Source organism: Streptomyces lincolnensis (assembly GCF_021173675.1).
GTDB lineage: Bacteria > Actinomycetota > Actinomycetes > Streptomycetales > Streptomycetaceae > Streptomyces > Streptomyces lincolnensis_B.
Genome location: NZ_JAIHON010000003.1, coordinates 400,060 through 417,236, shown reverse-complemented (window position 1 = coordinate 417,236; position 17,177 = coordinate 400,060). Strand labels below are relative to the sequence as shown.

Sequence of the window (17,177 nt, the reverse complement as noted above, 5' to 3'; positions counted from 1 at the left end):
CGGGCGGTACGGATCGTGTGCCGGCGGCGCTCAGAGGCGGCGCAGGACGCTCGCGACCTTCCCCAGCACCTGGACCTGGTCGCCGGGGATCGGCTCGTAGGCGGGGTTGCGGGGCATGAGCCAGACCTGGCCGTCCTTGCGGTGCAGTTGCTTGACCGTGGCCTCGTCGTCGAGGAGGGCGGCGACGATGTCGCCGTGGTCGGCGCTGTCCTGGCGGCGCACGATGACGATGTCGCCGTCGCAGATCGCCGCGTCGATCATGCTGTCACCGGACACCGTCAGGGCGAACATCTCGCCCTCGCCGACGAGTTGGCGCGGCAGCGTGTAGACGTCCTCGACCATCTCCTCGGCGAGCAGCGGCGCACCGGCCGCGATCCGTCCGACCAGCGGCACGTCGACCGGGTGCGCGGCCCGGTCCTCCAGATCGGGGGCCCAGGAGTCACGGACGCGATAGGCGCGCGGCCGGTGCGGGTCGCGGTACAGCACGCCCTTGCGCTCCAGCGTCATCAGCTGATGAGCGACCGAGGAGGTGCTCGCGAGGTTCACGGCCTGGCCGATCTCGCGCATCGACGGCGGATAGCCCTGGCGCCGGACGGCGTCCCTGATGAACAGGACGATGTCCTCCTGGCGGGCCGTCAGTGCCCCTTCCACGGCCCCGGTGCCCGGTGGACGTCCTGGCCGGGCCGGCACGCTGTTCTCCATGGGGGCACCTCCACACAAGATCTCCTACAGCGTGACCCTAACCTGCCCTCCTCCGCGAATGAAACACCCTTTCGACTTTCTACGGGTGAGGGGCCCGCACCTCACGGGTGCGGGCCCCTCGTCGTGGCGGCCGGCCGGCGGCCCCGCCGGTGGTGTCAGGCCGCGAAGCCGATGTTCGTGACGTACTCGTACTGGCCCCACTGGGAGCCGAGATCCACCACGGCGTGCGTGACCCAGGCCTCGTCCAGCGCGTCCTGGTCGTCCGCGGCCCAGGCCTCGACGATCCCGTCCCAGCGGCGCACGTTGAGCGTGCGGTACTCCACCACCCGCTGGTGCGGGCGATCGACCTGGGACTGGTTGACCGGGTGGAACTCCACCCGGGTGCCGCGGCCCTCCCGGTTGAGACGGGCGAGCAGATAGCGGGCCACGTTGTGGCGGCGCACCGTGCGGTAGGCGGTCTCGATCCTCTCCAGGTTGCGCCTGGAGGGACTGCGGGTCCCCTCCAGCCACGCCCTGAGCGTGCGGTCGGTGACCGTCAGCCCCGCCTCGCGGGCCGCCCGGCGGGCGTGCGGCGTACGGGTGAGGTAGTGCAGGCGCGCCACCAGACCGCGGCGCGCGGTGACCGGGGTCGTGACGAAACCGGCGAGCGCGTCCAGCTGCCGGGCCACGGCCTCATGGCCCCTGACACCTCGCGCCCCGAATTTCCCGAACTCGATATGACGCTCCGGCACCTCGTCTCCTCATCTCGCCGAACGGAATTCCTGACGGAATTCCTGGAAGCCTACGGGCCGTCGGACTCGGCACCGGAGCCCACCGTATACACGTCCTTGACCTTCACCTCGGACACGCCTCGGCCTTCCGGGAACACCGTCCGCCAGTCGCCGCTGACGTGCAGTTCGTCGGTGCCCATCGCACGGACGACGGTGAGACCCTCGGCGTGCGCCTTGTAGGCCTTCATCCAGAGGTTGGCGAAGGCCTGGGAGCGGATCAGGTGCATCCAGTCCGGGCGGTACAGCTCCCGGTTGTAGTTCGACTCCCCCATCGTGGAGACGAACTTCGAGTACATCGCCTTCACGTATTCGAGCGTCACCTCGTCGCCCGCGGCGATCGCCCCGTCCCGGGCGTCCTTCAGCGCGACCCGGAACTTCTCCAGGAGGCCTTCCGTCGCGCCGGAGGTGAACGACTCGTGGATCTCCGGCGGGTCGCACAGTCCGTACGTCGGCCCGGACAGGCGCAGCAGGAGGCGCAGCGTCGGCTCGGTCACCCAGAGCGGGCCGGGCTCGTCGCGGTTGCCGATCGGGTTGGGCAGGACGTCCTCGTGCTCCCAGACCGGTGGGGTGATCAGGTGGACGCCGGCGCGGCGGCGGTCGTGGCCGAAGCCCGTGGAATGCTCCAGCCGGCCGATCGGGAGGTGGGTCTTCAGGGCGCTGAGGTAGGCGCCGTTGATGTCCAGGGCCGTCACCTCGTGGACGCCGGGCGGGAGGTGCGCGCGGAACCACTTGGGGCGGGCCTCCCAGATCTGGTCGGCGCCGCGCGCGGACTGCTTGCGCAGCACGTCCGGGATCCAGGGGTGCGCGACGATGTCGTAGCGACCGCCCTTGCGGGTCTCGTCGAGCAACGCCATCGCGTCCGGGATCGCGCGCTTGACCAGCGCCGCGGTGGCGGCGTCGACATCGCCGTCGTGCCGGGCGAGCGCGGCCGCGACGGCCTGGCCGATCAGGTCGGGGGACCCGGAGACGGCGGTCTGCACACGGCGGCCGACGGGACGGACGGGAACCTGCTGCGCGAGGCGCCGGGGCCGGTCCCCGCGGGTGGGGCGCCGGGTCTCCTCCGTCTGCGCGGCCGGCTTCCCGGGCTGTCCCGGTGCCACCCCCCGCGCGACCGGCGGCTCCGGGACCGCCGCGCCTCCGGCCGGGTGTCCCGGTGCTGCCGGGTCCGCGGCCGCTTGCCGCGGTTCGGCCGCGTGTGAGGGCCGCGCGGCCGGCGCCGTGCCGCAGTCGGTGGGGTCCAGGTGCTGGGGGAAGCCGGCCACCTGGTGGCGGGCCGGGCCGCCGCACAGGACGCACGGCCGGGGCGCGGGGAGGGACTCGACGTCCTCCGCCCCGCTGTCGGCCGCCGAGACGTCCGCGCCCTCCTCCACGGCGCCGTCGGGGGTGGCGTCGGTGACGGCCTCGACCGGCTCGCCCGCCCTCTCCGCCAGCTTGGTGCGGGCCCCTTCGAGGAAGTACGCGTACTTCTCGCGCACCTCGCCGCCCGGATCGCGCCCGCTCTCCCAGCCGCCGACCGTCGACGGGCTGACCCCGAGGACCTGGGCGACCTGAGCGCGCGAGAGGTTCAACTGCTCGCGCAGGGCACGCCGTTCCTCCACGGAGGGCAGCGGGACCTCCTCCTTCGCGGCGGCGAGCAGCGCGTCGATCGCCTCGAAGCCCGTCACCGGGACACCCCCTCTTCCTGGGCGGCCCCCGGGCGACCGGCCCCGGGACGACCGGCGGCCCGGCGGCGGTCGACGGGCAGGGACTCCGAGGCCCGGGTCGGTCCGGCCAGCAGGTCGAGCACGTCGATGCCGTAGTGCGTGGCCACGGCGTCGCAGTCGGCCAGACTCCAGGCCGCGCTGCCGGACTGACGACGGCTCACCTGCGCCTGACTGACCCCCAGGGCGGTCGCGAGGTCCGTCTGCGACTCACCCGCCGCATACAGCAACGCCGCCACCGCCGATCGCACCCGCTCCTCCAGAGACATTCGCACAGCGACGAATCTACCACTCAAAGCTCACAGAATATGCGAGGAACGAATAGTCCGATCGAAGGAAACATGATGATCCGCGCGAAAATCGATGGAGCTCCCGCGCCTGCGGAGCGAGACTGTCGTCCGCCGAGGCAGGGACACGAAGCGAGGAGGACCCACCGGATGCGGACGAAGCGACTCGGGCGCAGCGACGTGGAGATCACGGAGCTGGGTTTCGGCGGCGGGCCACTGGGCGGGCTGTACGCACCGCTCGACGACGAGACCGCGGCGGCGGCCCTGGCAGCCGCCTGGGAGTGCGGCATCCGCTATTTCGACACCTCCCCGCACTACGGCATCGGCCACTCCGAACGCCGGATCGGAGAATTCCTGCGCACGGCGCCACGACGGGAGTTCACCCTCTCGACGAAGGTCGGCAGGCTCCTCGTCCCGCAGGACCCGCAAGGGCGCAGGGACGAGGCCTTCCATGTGCCCGCGACGCACCGCCGGGTGTGGGACTTCTCGCGGGACGGCGTACTGCGCAGCGTCGAGGACTCGCTGGCCCGGACGGGCGTCGACCGGATCGACGTGCTGTTCCTGCACGACGCGGAGGAACATTTCGAGGCCGCCCTGCGCAGCGGATTCCCCGCCCTGGCCGAGCTGCGCGCCCAGGGTGTGGTCGGCGCCGTCGGGGCGGGCATGTACGACCCCGTCCGGCTGACCACGCTGGTACGGGAGACCGATGCCGACGTGGTGATGCTGTCCGGCCGCTACACGCTGCTGGACCACAGCGCCCTCGACGACCTGTTGCCCGCCTGCGTCGAACGCGGGGTGTCCGTCCTGGCCGCCTCCGTCTTCAACTCGGGGCTCCTCGCCACACCGCGGCCCGCCGCCGACGCCACCTTCGACTACGGCCCCGCCTCGTCGGACATCCTCAGCCGCGCCCACGCCGTGGCCGACGTCTGCGAGGCGCACGGTGTGACCCTGCCTCAGGCAGCGATGGCCTTCCCGCTGCTGCACCAGGCGGTCGCGGGCATCGTGATCGGCATGCGCACCGCCGAGGAGGTGCGCCTCAACTCCGAGGCGTTCCAGGCCGGGACACCCGACGGCCTGTGGGCCGACCTGGTCGATGCCGGGCTGCTCGATCCACGTGCCGTGTCGTAGACAGGGCCGGCCGTCGCGCACGTCATGTGAGGTCGACCCGCACCCGGTGGTCCGGGCGGCCGTCCTTGGCCAGGATCCAGTGGGCGTCGGGGACCGCGCGGTACAGCGCCGTGCCCGAGGCCGCGTCGACGTCATCGGCCGTCCACGCGTGCCCGCCGTGCAGCATCGAACGCCTGGAGAACACCTCGATCGCGCGCTCCAGGTCCGCGCGGTCCACCGGTGCGGCCACGGCGGACATGTAGACGCCCTGGCCGGTGCCGATCGGCGCCGACGAGTCGAAGACCGCGATGCCCACCTCGGGGCGGACCAGGATGTTGCGGGAGTGGGCGGCCTCCGGCGAGGAGACCCAGAAGAACTCCCGGCAGTCGAGGTGGGCGAAGTAGACCGGTGAACTCCATGGCCGGCCGGACTCGTCGGCGGTGGCGAGCACCATGTACAGGCTCGTGCCGATGACGCCGCGCACGGTCTCGGCGGGCGCTCGGGGTGTTCCGGCGGCACCCATCTCAGCCGCTCCTGCGATAGGTGAGGGCGAAGTCGTGCTCCCAGTCGGCCGAGCTGTCCTTCGACAGCTCCCAGGCGCCCTCGATGGTGTCGCCGTCGGCACCGAGCCGGCCGGTGAAGCGCTGCCGGAACGACAGGGGCGAGAAGTCCGGTGTCTCGCGCAGCAGCCGCCACACCCCGTCGGCGAAGGTCATCGAGTACAACCGTGCCACACCGCGCGTGTCGAAGTAGTGCTGTGTGTACGCGCCCGTCTCCGGGTCGGTCGCGATGATCGCCATGCTGTCCGGGGCCTCGGGGAGGGGCACCTCGGTGCGCTGGACCAGGAAGCGTCCGTCCAGGGTCCAGTCGAACACACTGCGTGCCTCGACCGCCGGCTGCCCGGGGAATCCGGCCTCCACCACCCACTCTCCGACCAGCACGTCCAACCGCTCCAGCGCTTCCTGCCGTACCGCTCCGCTCACCGCGCACACCTCCAGCTCGTCGTGGATCGGCCCCCGCAGAAGAGGAGACGGTGTCCGCGCGGGAAACTCATCGGCGCGGCGCACCCTGACATGTGTCAGGAACCGCAGCGGGGCCCGGGCTTCTAGCGTGCGGCGGCAGGGACAGACTTCGTATGCCGGCTCACAGAAGGAGAACCATGTTCGGGAGACGCGTCAAGGCAGTCATGTTTTCCACCGCGCTGGCCACCATGCTGGCCGGAACCCTGGCCGCCCCCTCCGCACAGGCGGCACCCGCGGGAGCGGCGGCGGAGTGCGGCGTCCGGACCGACGGCCGACTGTGGTGTGGCAACCGCGGGGATGCGCCGACCCGGTATGTGCCCTGGCACGAGAGCGAGTTCAACGGTCTGCTGAAGACGACCTTCAGCTACTTCACCTGCTGGTCGACGGGTGGTCTGCACGGCGGCAACAACACCACCTGGTACCGCACGGTCCCCGACTGGAGCGTCGACGGCACGGAGGGGTACGTGCCGGCCGACTGGGTGTTCACCCACAGCTCGTTCGACGCCGACCCGAGCAAGTACGGGCTGCGGCGCTGCTGAGCGTCGCTCACCGCGCGCGTGTGATCCGGGGAACCGCCCTGAGGGGGCGGTTCCCTTTGGCGTTCCCGCCCTGCCGCACACATTGACATGTACGCATCGCAACGCGACGCTGAGAGCGCTCTCAAAAAGGTACGAACCAAGCCTCGTACCGGGAACCCCCACGGAGGTGGAGAGTGCGCACAGGACTCAAACCCCGGCTCTCGTCCCTGGCCACGGCGGCCGCGCTGCTGGGATCGCTGCTCACGTTCGCGGTGCCGGAGCCCGCCCGGGCCGCGGTGCCGGACACGATTCCACTGAAGGTGACCAACAACTCCGGCCGCGGTGAGCCGGTGTACGTCTACACGATCGGCACGGACCTGGCGAGCGGCCGGCAGGGCTGGGCCGACGCCAACGGCACGTTCCACGCCTGGCCCGCCGGCGGCGCCCCACCCGTCCCGGCGCCCGACGCGTCCATCCCCGGGCCGGCCGCGGGGCAGGCGAAGACGATCCGGATCCCCAAGTTCTCCGGCCGGATCTACTTCTCCTACGGCCGCAAGCTCGTCTTCCAGCTGGCCACCGGCGGGCTGGTGCAGCCGGCCGTGCAGAATCCGGGCGACCCCAACCACGACATCCTGTTCAACTGGTCCGAGTACACGCTCAACGACTCGGGCCTGTGGCTCAACAGCACCCAGGTCGACATGTTCTCCGCCCCCTACGCGGTCGGCGTCCAGCGCGCCGACGGCAGCACGGTGAACACCGGCCATCTCAAGGCGGGTGGCTACAACGCGGTGCTGAACGGCCTCAGGGCACAGTCCGGCGGATGGGCCGGCCTGGTGCGGACCCGCTCCGACGGGACCGTCCTGCGGGCGCTCTCCCCCGGTCACGGGGTGGGGAGCGGGGTGCTTCCGGCGTCGGTGATGAGCGGCTACATCGACCGGGTCTGGCAGAAGTACGCCACCCAGACGCTGACGGTGACCCCGTTCGCCGACCAGCCGGGGACCAGGTACTACGGCCGTGTCTCGGGCGGCGTCATGAACTTCACCAACGGCTCCGGCGCGGTCGTCACCAGCTTCCAGAAACCCGACGCGGACAGCGTCTTCGGCTGCCACAAGCTCCTGGACGCCCCGAACGACGCGGTGCGCGGGCCGATCTCGCGCACACTGTGCGCCGGGTTCAACCGCTCCACGCTGCTGGTCAATCCGCAGCAGCCCGACACCTCGGCGGCGAACTTCTACCAGGACCCGGCGACCAACCACTACGCGCGGCTCATCCACGCGCAGATGGCGGACGGCAAGGCGTACGCGTTCGCCTTCGACGACGTCGGCCACCACGAGTCGCTCGTCCACGACGGCGGCCCGCGGCAGGCGTACCTCACGCTGGACCCGCTCAGCTGACACCCCTCTCCAGTCCGTTTCCTCCCGCACGACAGGGACCGCCACCCGAGACGATCGTTATGATGGCGCGCATCCGATCAAACGAACATGGACGCGCTCGGGAGGCCTCGTGCGGGAGCCGGTCGATCTCAGGCGGCAGCGGATCCTGGCCGCGGTGGAGGCGCGCGGGAAGGCGCGGGTGCGGGATCTCGCCGCCGAGCTCCAGGTGTCGGTGGTGACGCTGCGCCGGGACGTGGAGGAGCTGACCCGCGAGGGCCGGCTCCGCCGCGGCCACGGGGTCGTGCACACGACGACGTCCGCACAGGAGCTGCCCAGCAGCGGTGCCGCACAGCCGGAGGGGGACCGGGTCGCCCTGGTGGTCCCGGAGCGCCACTCGTATCTGTACGAGGCGCTGCACGGAGCGCGGACGGTGCTGGAGGAGGCGGGCGTCCGCATCGCGCTGCACATCGCGCCCCAGGTGGCCGGGGCGGAGCGCCCGCTCGTGGAGCGGGCGCTCGCCGACGGCGCGCGCGGCCTGCTGTTGGCGCCCCGGTGGCGCACTCCCGCCGTGGAGCAGGCCGACTACGGCTGGCTCGCCGCGCTGGAGGTGCCGGCGGTGCTGATGGAGCGCCGGCCGCGGCCCGGCAGCGCGCTGCACGCCCTGGACTCGGTGTGCTCGGACCACTGGTACGGCGCCCATCTGGCCGTGGAGCACCTGGTGGGGCTCGGTCACCGGCGGATCGTGTTCGCGACCCGGGACGACAGCCCCACCGCGCGGACCCTGCGGGCCGCCTTCACCGAGATCGCCGCGGCCCATCCGCTGGTCGAGGAGTGGGCGTGGGCGTTGAGCTCCCCGGCGGCCGGTCACGCCGGGCCGTACACGGACCAGGAGACGGCGGACGTACCCGCGTTGCTGCGCAAGCTCGGCGCGACGGCGGCCGTCGTGCACGGCGACGTGGACGCGCTGATGGCCGTCCAGCAGCTGGCGGAACACGACGTACGCGTGCCCGAGGACTGCTCGATGGTGGCCTACGACGACGTGGTGGCCGGGCTGGGCGCGATCCCGCTGACCGCGGTGACCCCGCCGAAGGCGGAGGTCGGGCGGGTCGCGGCGCAGGTGCTGCTCCAGCGTCTGGCAGGGGCCCGGGAGGGGTCGGTGCGGCGCGTCGAGCTGTTGCCGGCGTTGACCGTGCGCGGATCGACCCGGACGGTGGACCCGCACACCGTATGAGCGTTTGACCGCTTTATTTTCTTCTGATCGCTCTCTTGACCGTTTGCGGTCACCGCGTTGAGGATTCCCGTGTCCCGAACAGTCGTGTCCCCCAAACGACACGAGGAGCCGCGGGAGGCGCCATGCCCGGTCGACCCAGCCGTCGGTCGATGCTCGCCGCGACGGCCGCCGTGCCGCTGACAGGAGCCGTGAGCGCCTGCAGCGGATCGTCGGAAGCCCGAGTGAGCAGCACCGGCAAGACGGTGATCACGTTCTGGTCCGCGCTGCGCGGCAGCCAGGAGGTGGTCGACGCCTTCAACAAGACCCACGACCGCATCCAGGTCGACTTCCAGCAGATCCCCTCCGGAGGGCAGGGCGGCTACGCCAAACTCAGCAACGCGGCGCGGGCCGGCAACTCCCCCGACGTCGCCACCATCGAGTACCCGCAGGTCCCCGGCTTCGCCATCGACGGCGTCGCCCGTGACATCACGGACCTCGTCAGCGACACCCTGCGCGCCAAGCTGCTGCCGCAGGCGCTCGGACTGACCACCTTCCAGGGGAAGACCTTCAGCGTCCCGCTGGACGTCGAACCGATGGTGATGCACTACCGCACCGATCTGTTCGACCGGTACGGCCTCCAAGTACCGCGTACCTGGGACGAGTTCGCCGAGCTGGCCCGCACCGTGCGCCGCAAGGTGTCCGACCGGCGTCTGGTGCTCTTCCCCACGGACGGCATGACCCAGTTCGCCGCCTACGCCTGGCAGGCGGGCGCCCAGTGGTTCGACACGAGCGAGGGGGCCTGGAACGTGTCGCTCGCCGACGCGCCCAGCCGCCGGGTGGCCGCCTACTGGCAGGGGCTCATCGACCAGGACGACATCTTCATGAACGCCGTGGAGAGCAGACAGGCCGACGCGCAGATCGGCAACGGGCTGGTGCTGACCCGTCTCAGCGGCGCCTGGGACGCGGGCGCGCAGATGAACGCGCGGCCCGGTCAGAAGGGCCAGTGGCGGATCGCGCCGCTGCCGCAGTGGGACACCGCCCGGCCGGCCGTCGGCACGCACGGCGGCTCCACGTTCGCCGTCACCAAGGACTGCCGGCACCCCGAGGCCGCGATGGAGTTCATCGAGTGGCAGGTGTCCCACCCGGACGCCCTGCGCGCCCGGCTCTCCAGCGGCACCAGCAGCCAGTACCCGGCGGTCGCGGCCCTGATCGCCGTCGGACGCGCGGCCTTCGACCGGTCGTACTACGGCGGTCAGGACATCTACGAGCTGTTCGAGCAGGAGGCCGCCAAGATCCGCGACGGCTGGGTGTGGGGCCCGCGGATGACCGCCACGCAGAAGGTCATGCAGGACGCCTTCGCCCGCGCCGGGGCCGGCCGGGGCTCGCTCGTCGAGTCCCTGCGCACCGCCCAGGAAGGGACCATGCCCGACCTCAGGGCGCTCGGCCTGTCCACCACCCAGCACACCACCTGAGCCGCCCGAAAGGCAGGTGACACCCCATGACCGCGACCACCCAGCAGCCCGCGCCGGCCACGGCCGCGCCGCCCACCGCGCCCGTCGCCGGGCTGCGCGCCCGCAAGGCCGCCCGGCGCCGTCGGCTCGCCGCCTGCGGTGTGCTGATGACGCCCTTCTTCGCCCTGCTGGTCACCGTCTTCCTGATCCCCGTCGGCACGGCCGTCTACCTCAGCTTCTTCAGCGACGACCAGCCCGGTCTCGGCTTCGGCCCCGAGCGCACCGTCTTCGTGGGCCTGCGCAGCTACGCGGCCGTCCTGACCGACCCGACCTTCCTCGGCGGCCTCGGCACCGTCACCCTGTACTGCCTGATCTACCTCCCGCTCATGGTCGGCGGGGCGCTCGTCCTGGCGCTGCTGCTGGACTCCGGTGTCGTACGACTGCGCGCCTGGGCGCAGTTGGGGCTGTTCCTGCCGCACGCGGTGCCCGGGATCATCGCCGCGCTGATCTGGCTGTACCTGTACACGCCCGGCATCAGCCCGATCATCGACCTGTTCGCCAAGGCCGACATCACCATCGACTTCCTGGGCGTGCACACCGTCGTCCCGTCCATCGTGAACATCGCCCTGTGGAGCAACCTCGGCTACAACATGGTGGTCTTCTACGCCGCTCTCCAGGCCGTGCCCCGCGAGGTGATCGAGGCCTCGGTCGTCGACGGCGCCGGGCCGGTGCGCACCGCGCTCCAGGTCAAGACACCGCTGGTGCGTGCCTCGATCGTGATGGTCGCGATCTTCACGCTGATCTGGGCGCTCCAGCTGTTCACCGAGCCGATGCTGCTCAACCTCTCCTCGCCGATGATCAGTTCGCGGTTCTCGCCGAGCATGTACATCTACGACGCGGCGTTCACCCGCAACAACTACAGCCTGGCGGCGGCCGCCTCGGTCGTCCTGCTGCTGTGCACGATAGCCCTGTCCTACGGCGTCACCCGCTGGACCAGCCGCGCCGACGCCCAGGAGGCCCGATGAGCGCCCATGACAGCACCCTGCTGCGCCCCCGGCTGCTGGGCCGCGCCACCGTCAACGTGGTCGTCGCCATCTCCGTGCTCTACACCGTGCTGCCCGGCCTGTGGCTGGTGCTCGCCGCCTCCAAGGACCGGGACGCGCTGTTCAGCAGCGATCTGCTGTCGCTGGGCGACTTCTCGCTCGCACAGAACGTGCGCGATCTGTTCGCGATGGACGGCGGGCTGTACAGCCGCTGGTACGTCAACAGCCTGCTGTACGCGGTCCTCGGCGCCGCGCTCGGCGCGCTGATCAGCGTCGCCTGCGGGTACGCCTTCGACAAGTACCGCTTCCGGCACAAGGAGAAGCTGTTCGGCCTGGTCCTGGCGGCGGTGATGGTGCCGCAGACCGTCCTGGCGCTGCCGCTGTACCTGATGGCCTCCGAAGTCGGCGTGGTCAACACCTTCTGGGCGGTGTTCATCCCCGTCCTGTTCAACCCGTTCGGGGTCTACCTCGGCCGGATCTTCAGCCAGGGATACGTCCCCGACGAGGTGCTGGAGGCGGCGCGCATGGACGGCGCGGGAGAACTGGTCGCCTACTTCAGGGTGGCGCTGCGGATGCTCGGACCCGGTCTGGTGACCGTCTTCCTGTTTCAGCTCACCGCGATCTGGAACAACTTCTTCCTGCCGATGGTGATGCTGTCCAACCAGGACCTGTATCCGGTCAGCCTGGGCCTGTACCAGTGGAACAGCTCCGCGTCCGTCTCCCCCGAGTACTACTCCGTGGTGATCACCGGTTCGCTGCTCGCCGTGCTGCCGCTGATCCTGGCCTTCGTCCTGCTCCAGCGCTTCTGGCGGGGCGGCCTGACCGCGGGAGCCGTCAAGTGACCGTACCGGGCCCCGGGTTCCGTCCCCGGGCCGCGCTGGCCATGTCCCAGGAGGCCGCGGCGGCCGTCCTCGACCCCGAGTCGCTGGAGGCGCTGGGCGCGCTCTGCGACCTGGCTCCCCTCCCCGGGCTGGACGACTTGTCGACACCGCGGGCCCGCGAAGTCCTCGCCGACGTGGATGTGTTGATCACCGGCTGGGGCTGCCCGCCACTGGACGCGCGGGTGTTGGAGGCCGCACCCCGGCTGCGGGCCGTCGTGCACACGGCGGGCAGTGTGCGCGGTCATGTCACCGACGCGTGCTGGGAGCGCGGCATCGAGGTCTCCTCGGCCGCCGCGGCCAACGCCGTACCGGTGGCCGAGTACACCCTCGCCATGATCCTGCTCTCCGGCAAGCACGTCCTGGAGCGGGCCCGCGAGTACCGCGCATCCCAGCGGCGCACCTGGCTCGACACACCCCGGACCGTCGGCAACTACCGCCGTACGATCGGCATCCTGTCGGCGTCGCTCGTCGGCCGCCGGGTCGTGGAGCTGCTGCGCCCGCACGACGTCGACGTCCTGCTGCACGACCCGTACATCACGGACACCGACGCCGCCGAACTGGGCGTTACGCGCGTGGAGTTGGCGGAGCTGTTCGCCCGCTGCGACATCCTCAGCGTGCACACCCCGCTGCTGCCCGCGACCCGCGGACTGGTCGGCCGTGCCCTGATCGACTCCATGCCGGCCGACGCCGTACTGATCAACACCTCGCGCGGGGCGGTCGTCGACCAGGAGGCGCTCACCGACGCCCTGCTGGCGGGGCGGATCCGGGCCGTCCTGGATGTCACCGATCCCGAGATCCTGCCGCCGGAGCACCCGTTGTGGCGGTGCGAGAACGCGCTCATCACCCCGCACCTCGCCGGATCCGAGGGCAACGAGTGGCGCCGCCTGGCCGACCACGCCGTGGCCGAGACGGCACGCTGGGCCTCCGGTGCCGGGTTCCTGCATCCCGTACGACGCGAAAGGCTGGCCTTCCTCGCATGAGCATCCCCTTCGAACTCCCCGCGGAGGACCGCGAGTCCAGCCCGCACACCGGGTACACCCGAGCCCACTGGGAGGCGGTGGCGGACGGGCTCCTGACGGCGGCGTGGCATTGGGGCACGCCCGGGTGCGCCCTGCTCGACCTGCCCGGACGGCCCTCGGGGTCCGGGGTGCGCTCGGACGGGCTGGAGGGCTACTCCCGGACGTTCCTCGCCGCCGCCTTCCGGGTGGCGGGGTCCGGCGGCGACGATCCGCACGGCTGGCTCGACCGGTACGCCCAGGGCCTCGCCTCGGGCACCCGTACGCCGGGCCGGGACGACACCGAGTCCTGGCCCCTGATCCTCGACCACCACGTCCAGGGCCAGCCCATGGTCGAGTCGGCGTCCGTCGCGCTCGGGCTGCGGCTGACGGCGCCCTGGCTGTGGAAGCACCTCGACGACGCCGTACGCGACCGGGCCGAGGAGTGGCTGCGCGGGGCGCTGCGGCACACGCCCGCGCCGAACAACTGGTACCTCTTCCCCTTCACCGTGGCCGGGTTCCTGGAGTCCGTGGGCCGCGGGGACGCCGAGACGGCGGCGGCACGCGAGCGCGCGCTGGAGCTGATGGAGACCTGGTACCGGGGCGAGGGCTGGTACGCCGACGGCGACGGGCGCGCCTTCGACCACTACAACGGCTGGGCGCTGCACCTGTACCCGGTGCTCGACGCCCACCTGGCCGGCGACACCGAGCTCGCCGCCCGCTACGGCCCGCGCCTGCGCGCCCACCTGGAGGGTTTCGCCGCGACTTTCGGCGCGGACGGGGCTCCGCTGCACTTCGGCCGCTCCCTGACGTACCGCTTCGCCGCCTCCGCCGCCGTCGGCCTGGGCGCCCTGACCGGCGACACACCGCTGGCCCCGGGCGCCTCCCGGCGGCTCGCGAGCGGCAGCCTGCGCCACTTCCTCGACCGCGGCGCGCTCACCGAGGACGGGCTGCTGGGCCTGGGCTGGTACGGCCCGCACGAGGCCACCCTCCAGTCGTACTCGGGTCCGGCGTCCCCCTACTGGGCGTCCAAGGCGTTCGTGTCGCTCCTCGCCCCCGCCGACCACCCGCTGTGGACGGCCCGCGAGGAGGCCGCGCCGGTGGAGGAGGCCGACCGCGTCCTCGCGCTTCCCGCCCCGGGGCTGCTGGTGCAGTCGACGCGCGCCGACGGGATCGTACGACTGCACAACCACGGCAGCGACCATGTGCGCCCGCACGAGGCGGAGGCCCCCGACGCCGACGATCCGCACTACGGGCGGCAGGCGTACTCCACCCGGACCGGGCCGACCGCGACCGCCAACGTCGCCGACAACCACCTGGGGGTGGAGGTGCACGGCCGGCGCAGCGTCCGCAGGCGGATCCATCCGCTCGGTGCGGGGCACGGCGACGGCTGGGGCTGGGCCGCCTCGTGGCACCGGCCCGTGTTCGCCGGGGGTCCGCCGATGGTGCCGGGGCTGCGGGTGGAGAGCGTCACCATCGCCCGCGGACCGTACGAGCTGCGGGTGCACCGGGTGATCGGCGCGCCCGCCGGCACCCGCGTCACCCAGACCGGTTGGGCGACGGGTCCGGAGGAGGACCTGGTCTCGACGCTGCGCGGCCTGCACGGCTGGGACGAGGACAGCGCCGAGACGGTCCGCGCTCCGCAGGGCACCGCGTACACGCGCTGGGCCAAGGTACCGCGACTGAGCGGCCCGGCCGGGGGCACCACCGTGCACGTGGGCCTGGCGACCCTGTCCGCCCGGGCCGCGTGCGCCGATCCGGCGGACGCCGTCTCCGGTGTGACGGTCGACGCGGACGGCGTCGAGGTCACCTGGGCCGGTGACGGCGGCCGGACGCGCATCGCGTTCGAGCCGCTGCGGGTGACGCACGAGTGAGTCTCAGCGGAAGGAGCCCGCGTTCTCCACGGCCCATCGCCCGAAGGTCCTGGCCGGGGCACCGGTGACCCGCGTGACGGTGTCGCGCACGGCGAGCAGTTCCTCGTTGAGGTCGCCGCCGGTGATGTCGAGGATCGCCGCCGCGGCCTCGTCGCCCATGAACGCGGCCAGGTCGTGGTGGGCCTCCTCGCGGCCGATCTCGGTGAGCGGCACGTCCCGTCCGACCACCCGTGCGAGGGCTGCGAGCTGCCGGCGGGGAGTGATCCGCTCCGGGCCGGTCAGCGCGTAGGTCTGCCCCCGGTGGCCGGTGCCGGTCAGCGCGGCGCGAGCGACCGACGCGATGTCCGCGGGGTGGACGGTGGGCAGGCCGACGTCCGCGTAGGCCAGGCGGACCGGCCGGCGCCCGCGTACGGCGTCCGCCCACCACAGGGCGTTGGAGGCGAACTGTGTCGGCCGCAGAATCGTCCACGCCATACCGCTGTCCCGGAGCAGGCGCTCGACGGCCAGGTTCTCGCCGGCGGGGCCCAGGTGCGGGTGGCTCTGGACGGTGATGGACGAGACCAGCACCACGTGCTCGACGCCCGCCCGCGCGGCGGCCCGGAGAATGTGGGCGTCCGGTCCCACGCGGGACGGCAGGAAGAGCGAACGCGTCCCTTCGAGCGCGGCCTTGAACGAGTCCGGTCGCGTCAGGTCGCCCTCGACGGCTTCGACGCCCGCCGGAAGGCCGGCCGCCGCGGCGTGCCGGGTCAGGGCCCCGACCGGTCCGGCGTCCCACGTCCGGAGTTCCTTGACGAGGGCGCTTCCTATGTTTCCGGTGGCGCCGGTCACGAGGATCACTGGGTCTTCTCCTGTCGCCAGTCGATGATCAACCGACACTGACGCTAGGACCTGGACCGGACTTGAGGTCAACGACGCCGTCAGCTCTCCACCCCGGTGGCGTCGTGTGCCGCGCCGACCGGTTTCGACTCCGGGGAGCCGCGCTGTCGCAGGTAGATCGAGAGCACCGCCATCGAGGCGACGGCCAGCAGTTCGGACTGCCAGTTCTGGAGGGTGCGGTTCCAGAAGTCGGCCGCGCCCAGGTACTGGGACCAGCTCATCGGGGCCTGGAGCTGCCGTAGCTGCTGTTCGTTGGAGGCGGCCACACCGGTGACCGACTGGACCAGCCACGACAGCACGAAGATCGTCCCCATGACCAGCAGCAGCGAGTGGGAGTACAGCGCGCGCCGCCATCCGGAGGCCGCGGCCCACTTGGGCGAGTTCTCCCCGGCGTACTCGCCGACCCGCTGGTCCTTGTCGGACTCGGTGCCGCCCTTGTGCAGTTCCTTGGACTCGGGGGATCCGCGCTGGAGCAGCCAGACGGTCACACCGATGTACAGCGAGAACTGGAGGTACTCCGACTGCCAGTTCTCCGCCACGTCGACCGCGAAGTCCGAGGTGGTGACGTACTCGGCGAGTCCGACCGGCCGCAGTTGCTCGGCGATCAGCTGGTTGTTGAAGTCGGCGTGGCCCGCGACGGCCTGGCCGACCAGGGTCAGGAGGAAGGTGACGGTGAAGAAGAGCCCGAGGCCGTTCTCCCGGACGAAGGCGCGTCGGTTCATCGCTGCATCAGTCCCACCGCCGCGAGGTAGGCGAGGCCGACCGCGATGATCAGCAGCACCGTGGTGAACATGGTCCGCACCGCTCATCCCCCCTTGATCCGGCACCGGTACGGCTGTCCGGGGCGCTCGGTGCAGCCGGCGGCCACGATCTTCCAGCCGCTGTCGAAGCGGGAGAGGAACAGCGTGTCCGTGGCGAGCACCGCGCGTGCCTGGTTGCCGTAGACGTCCACCCCGCGCAGGGCGCCGCCGCGCGGTGGGGCCTCCTCACCGAGGGCCTCGGCGCACGGGCTGCCGGCCGAGTGCTCCAGTTCCTCGACGGTTCCGGGGGCGAGGGCCGCGCACACGCGGTCGTACGCGCCGTCGGCGAGGTGCTGTTGGAAGGCCCTCGTCGCCTCGCGTACGTCGTCACGGCGTTCCGAGACCGTGCCGCACGCGCCGACAGTGGCGGCGAGGACGACGGCGACGGCCGCGCCGCGCACTCGTCCGGTCACTCGTCCGGTCATGCGCCCCCTCCGTGAAGGTGTCGTGTTTCGACTGGTCAGGGCAGTACATCGCACGGAACGGCACGGGATCCGCTTCCACTCCCGCCGTTCCCCCGCCCGGCCGATCGCGCCGGTGCGCGCGAACCGGTCCGGTTGCCCCGCGC

At 71.9% G+C, this 17,177-nt stretch carries 18 protein-coding genes; 9 read left to right on the top strand and 9 right to left on the bottom strand.

From position 1 onward, the window contains the following. Positions 1 to 30: 30 nt before the first annotated feature. The 4 genes from lexA to K4B79_RS08975 all read right to left on the bottom strand — a co-directional run bounded on the left by lexA (position 31) and on the right by K4B79_RS08975 (position 3,441). Positions 31 to 702 carry a transcriptional repressor LexA gene (gene lexA / locus K4B79_RS08990; protein ID WP_232025783.1) on the bottom strand — a complete coding sequence of 224 codons (672 nt, stop codon included), beginning with the start codon at positions 700 to 702 and terminating at the stop codon, positions 31 to 33. A 155-nt stretch (positions 703 to 857) separates the two neighbouring features. Further along, positions 858 to 1,433 carry a transcriptional regulator gene (locus tag K4B79_RS08985; protein WP_232025782.1) on the bottom strand — a complete coding sequence of 192 codons (576 nt, stop codon included), beginning with the start codon at positions 1,431 to 1,433 and terminating at the stop codon, positions 858 to 860. Between the two features lie 50 nt (positions 1,434 to 1,483). Further along, entirely contained in the window at positions 1,484 to 3,136 is a 1,653-nt protein-coding gene (locus K4B79_RS08980; protein ID WP_232025781.1) for a helix-turn-helix domain-containing protein, read from the bottom strand. After that, entirely contained in the window at positions 3,133 to 3,441 is a 309-nt protein-coding gene (locus K4B79_RS08975; protein ID WP_232026232.1) for a helix-turn-helix domain-containing protein, read from the bottom strand. Before K4B79_RS08975 ends, K4B79_RS08980 begins: the two co-directional genes overlap by 4 nt. A gap of 168 nt (positions 3,442 to 3,609) precedes the next feature. Between K4B79_RS08975 and K4B79_RS08970 the strand changes: the two genes are divergently transcribed. Then, the gene (locus tag K4B79_RS08970) at positions 3,610 to 4,587 is read left to right on the top strand and encodes an aldo/keto reductase (RefSeq protein ID WP_232025780.1); all 978 of its coding nucleotides are present in this window, start codon (positions 3,610 to 3,612) and stop codon (positions 4,585 to 4,587) included. 22 nt (positions 4,588 to 4,609) lie between these two features. Here the strand turns inward: K4B79_RS08970 and K4B79_RS08965 are convergent, their stop codons facing one another. Then, positions 4,610 to 5,089, bottom strand: coding sequence for a pyridoxamine 5'-phosphate oxidase family protein (locus tag K4B79_RS08965; RefSeq protein WP_232025779.1), 480 nt, complete (start codon positions 5,087 to 5,089; stop codon positions 4,610 to 4,612). Position 5,090: 1 nt separating this feature from the next. Further along, the gene (locus tag K4B79_RS08960; RefSeq protein ID WP_232025778.1) at positions 5,091 to 5,549 is read right to left on the bottom strand and encodes a DUF1579 domain-containing protein; all 459 of its coding nucleotides are present in this window, start codon (positions 5,547 to 5,549) and stop codon (positions 5,091 to 5,093) included. Between the two features lie 176 nt (positions 5,550 to 5,725). Here K4B79_RS08960 and K4B79_RS08955 point away from each other — a divergent pair, with 176 nt between their 5' ends. From K4B79_RS08955 to K4B79_RS08920, 8 genes are all read left to right on the top strand, one after another. After that, the gene (locus K4B79_RS08955; RefSeq protein ID WP_232025777.1) at positions 5,726 to 6,127 is read left to right on the top strand and encodes a hypothetical protein; all 402 of its coding nucleotides are present in this window, start codon (positions 5,726 to 5,728) and stop codon (positions 6,125 to 6,127) included. Between the two features lie 173 nt (positions 6,128 to 6,300). Continuing rightward, positions 6,301 to 7,500 (top strand): glycoside hydrolase family 64 protein, encoded by a 1,200-nt coding sequence (locus K4B79_RS08950; protein WP_232025776.1) that lies wholly within the window; start codon positions 6,301 to 6,303, stop codon positions 7,498 to 7,500. Between the two features lie 109 nt (positions 7,501 to 7,609). Continuing rightward, entirely contained in the window at positions 7,610 to 8,710 is a 1,101-nt protein-coding gene (locus tag K4B79_RS08945) for a substrate-binding domain-containing protein (protein ID WP_232025775.1), read from the top strand. Between the two features lie 122 nt (positions 8,711 to 8,832). Next, entirely contained in the window at positions 8,833 to 10,161 is a 1,329-nt protein-coding gene (locus K4B79_RS08940; protein WP_232025774.1) for an ABC transporter substrate-binding protein, read from the top strand. Between the two features lie 26 nt (positions 10,162 to 10,187). After that, positions 10,188 to 11,165 carry a carbohydrate ABC transporter permease gene (locus tag K4B79_RS08935; RefSeq protein ID WP_232025773.1) on the top strand — a complete coding sequence of 326 codons (978 nt, stop codon included), beginning with the start codon at positions 10,188 to 10,190 and terminating at the stop codon, positions 11,163 to 11,165. After that, positions 11,162 to 12,025: a carbohydrate ABC transporter permease gene (locus K4B79_RS08930; protein ID WP_232025772.1), complete on the top strand. Its 864-nt coding sequence runs from the start codon at positions 11,162 to 11,164 to the stop codon at positions 12,023 to 12,025. The genes K4B79_RS08935 and K4B79_RS08930 overlap by 4 nt, the downstream gene beginning before the upstream one ends. Before the next feature lie 41 nt (positions 12,026 to 12,066). Next, the gene (locus tag K4B79_RS08925; protein ID WP_232026231.1) at positions 12,067 to 13,044 is read left to right on the top strand and encodes a hydroxyacid dehydrogenase; all 978 of its coding nucleotides are present in this window, start codon (positions 12,067 to 12,069) and stop codon (positions 13,042 to 13,044) included. Next, positions 13,041 to 14,933, top strand: a complete 1,893-nt coding sequence (locus tag K4B79_RS08920; RefSeq protein WP_232025771.1) for a DUF2264 domain-containing protein — start codon at positions 13,041 to 13,043, stop codon at positions 14,931 to 14,933. Before K4B79_RS08925 ends, K4B79_RS08920 begins: the two co-directional genes overlap by 4 nt. Positions 14,934 to 14,936: 3 nt before the next feature. Here K4B79_RS08920 and K4B79_RS08915 read toward each other — a convergent pair whose 3' ends face one another. The 3 genes from K4B79_RS08915 to K4B79_RS08905 all read right to left on the bottom strand — a co-directional run bounded on the left by K4B79_RS08915 (position 14,937) and on the right by K4B79_RS08905 (position 17,034). Further along, positions 14,937 to 15,770, bottom strand: coding sequence for an SDR family oxidoreductase (locus K4B79_RS08915; RefSeq protein WP_232025770.1), 834 nt, complete (start codon positions 15,768 to 15,770; stop codon positions 14,937 to 14,939). 80 nt (positions 15,771 to 15,850) lie between these two features. Then, the gene (locus K4B79_RS08910) at positions 15,851 to 16,531 is read right to left on the bottom strand and encodes a DUF6766 family protein (RefSeq protein WP_232025769.1); all 681 of its coding nucleotides are present in this window, start codon (positions 16,529 to 16,531) and stop codon (positions 15,851 to 15,853) included. Between the two features lie 83 nt (positions 16,532 to 16,614). After that, on the bottom strand, positions 16,615 to 17,034 hold the full coding sequence (locus K4B79_RS08905; protein WP_232025768.1) for a hypothetical protein: 420 nt from the start codon (positions 17,032 to 17,034) through the stop codon (positions 16,615 to 16,617). Positions 17,035 to 17,177: the final 143 nt, after the last annotated feature.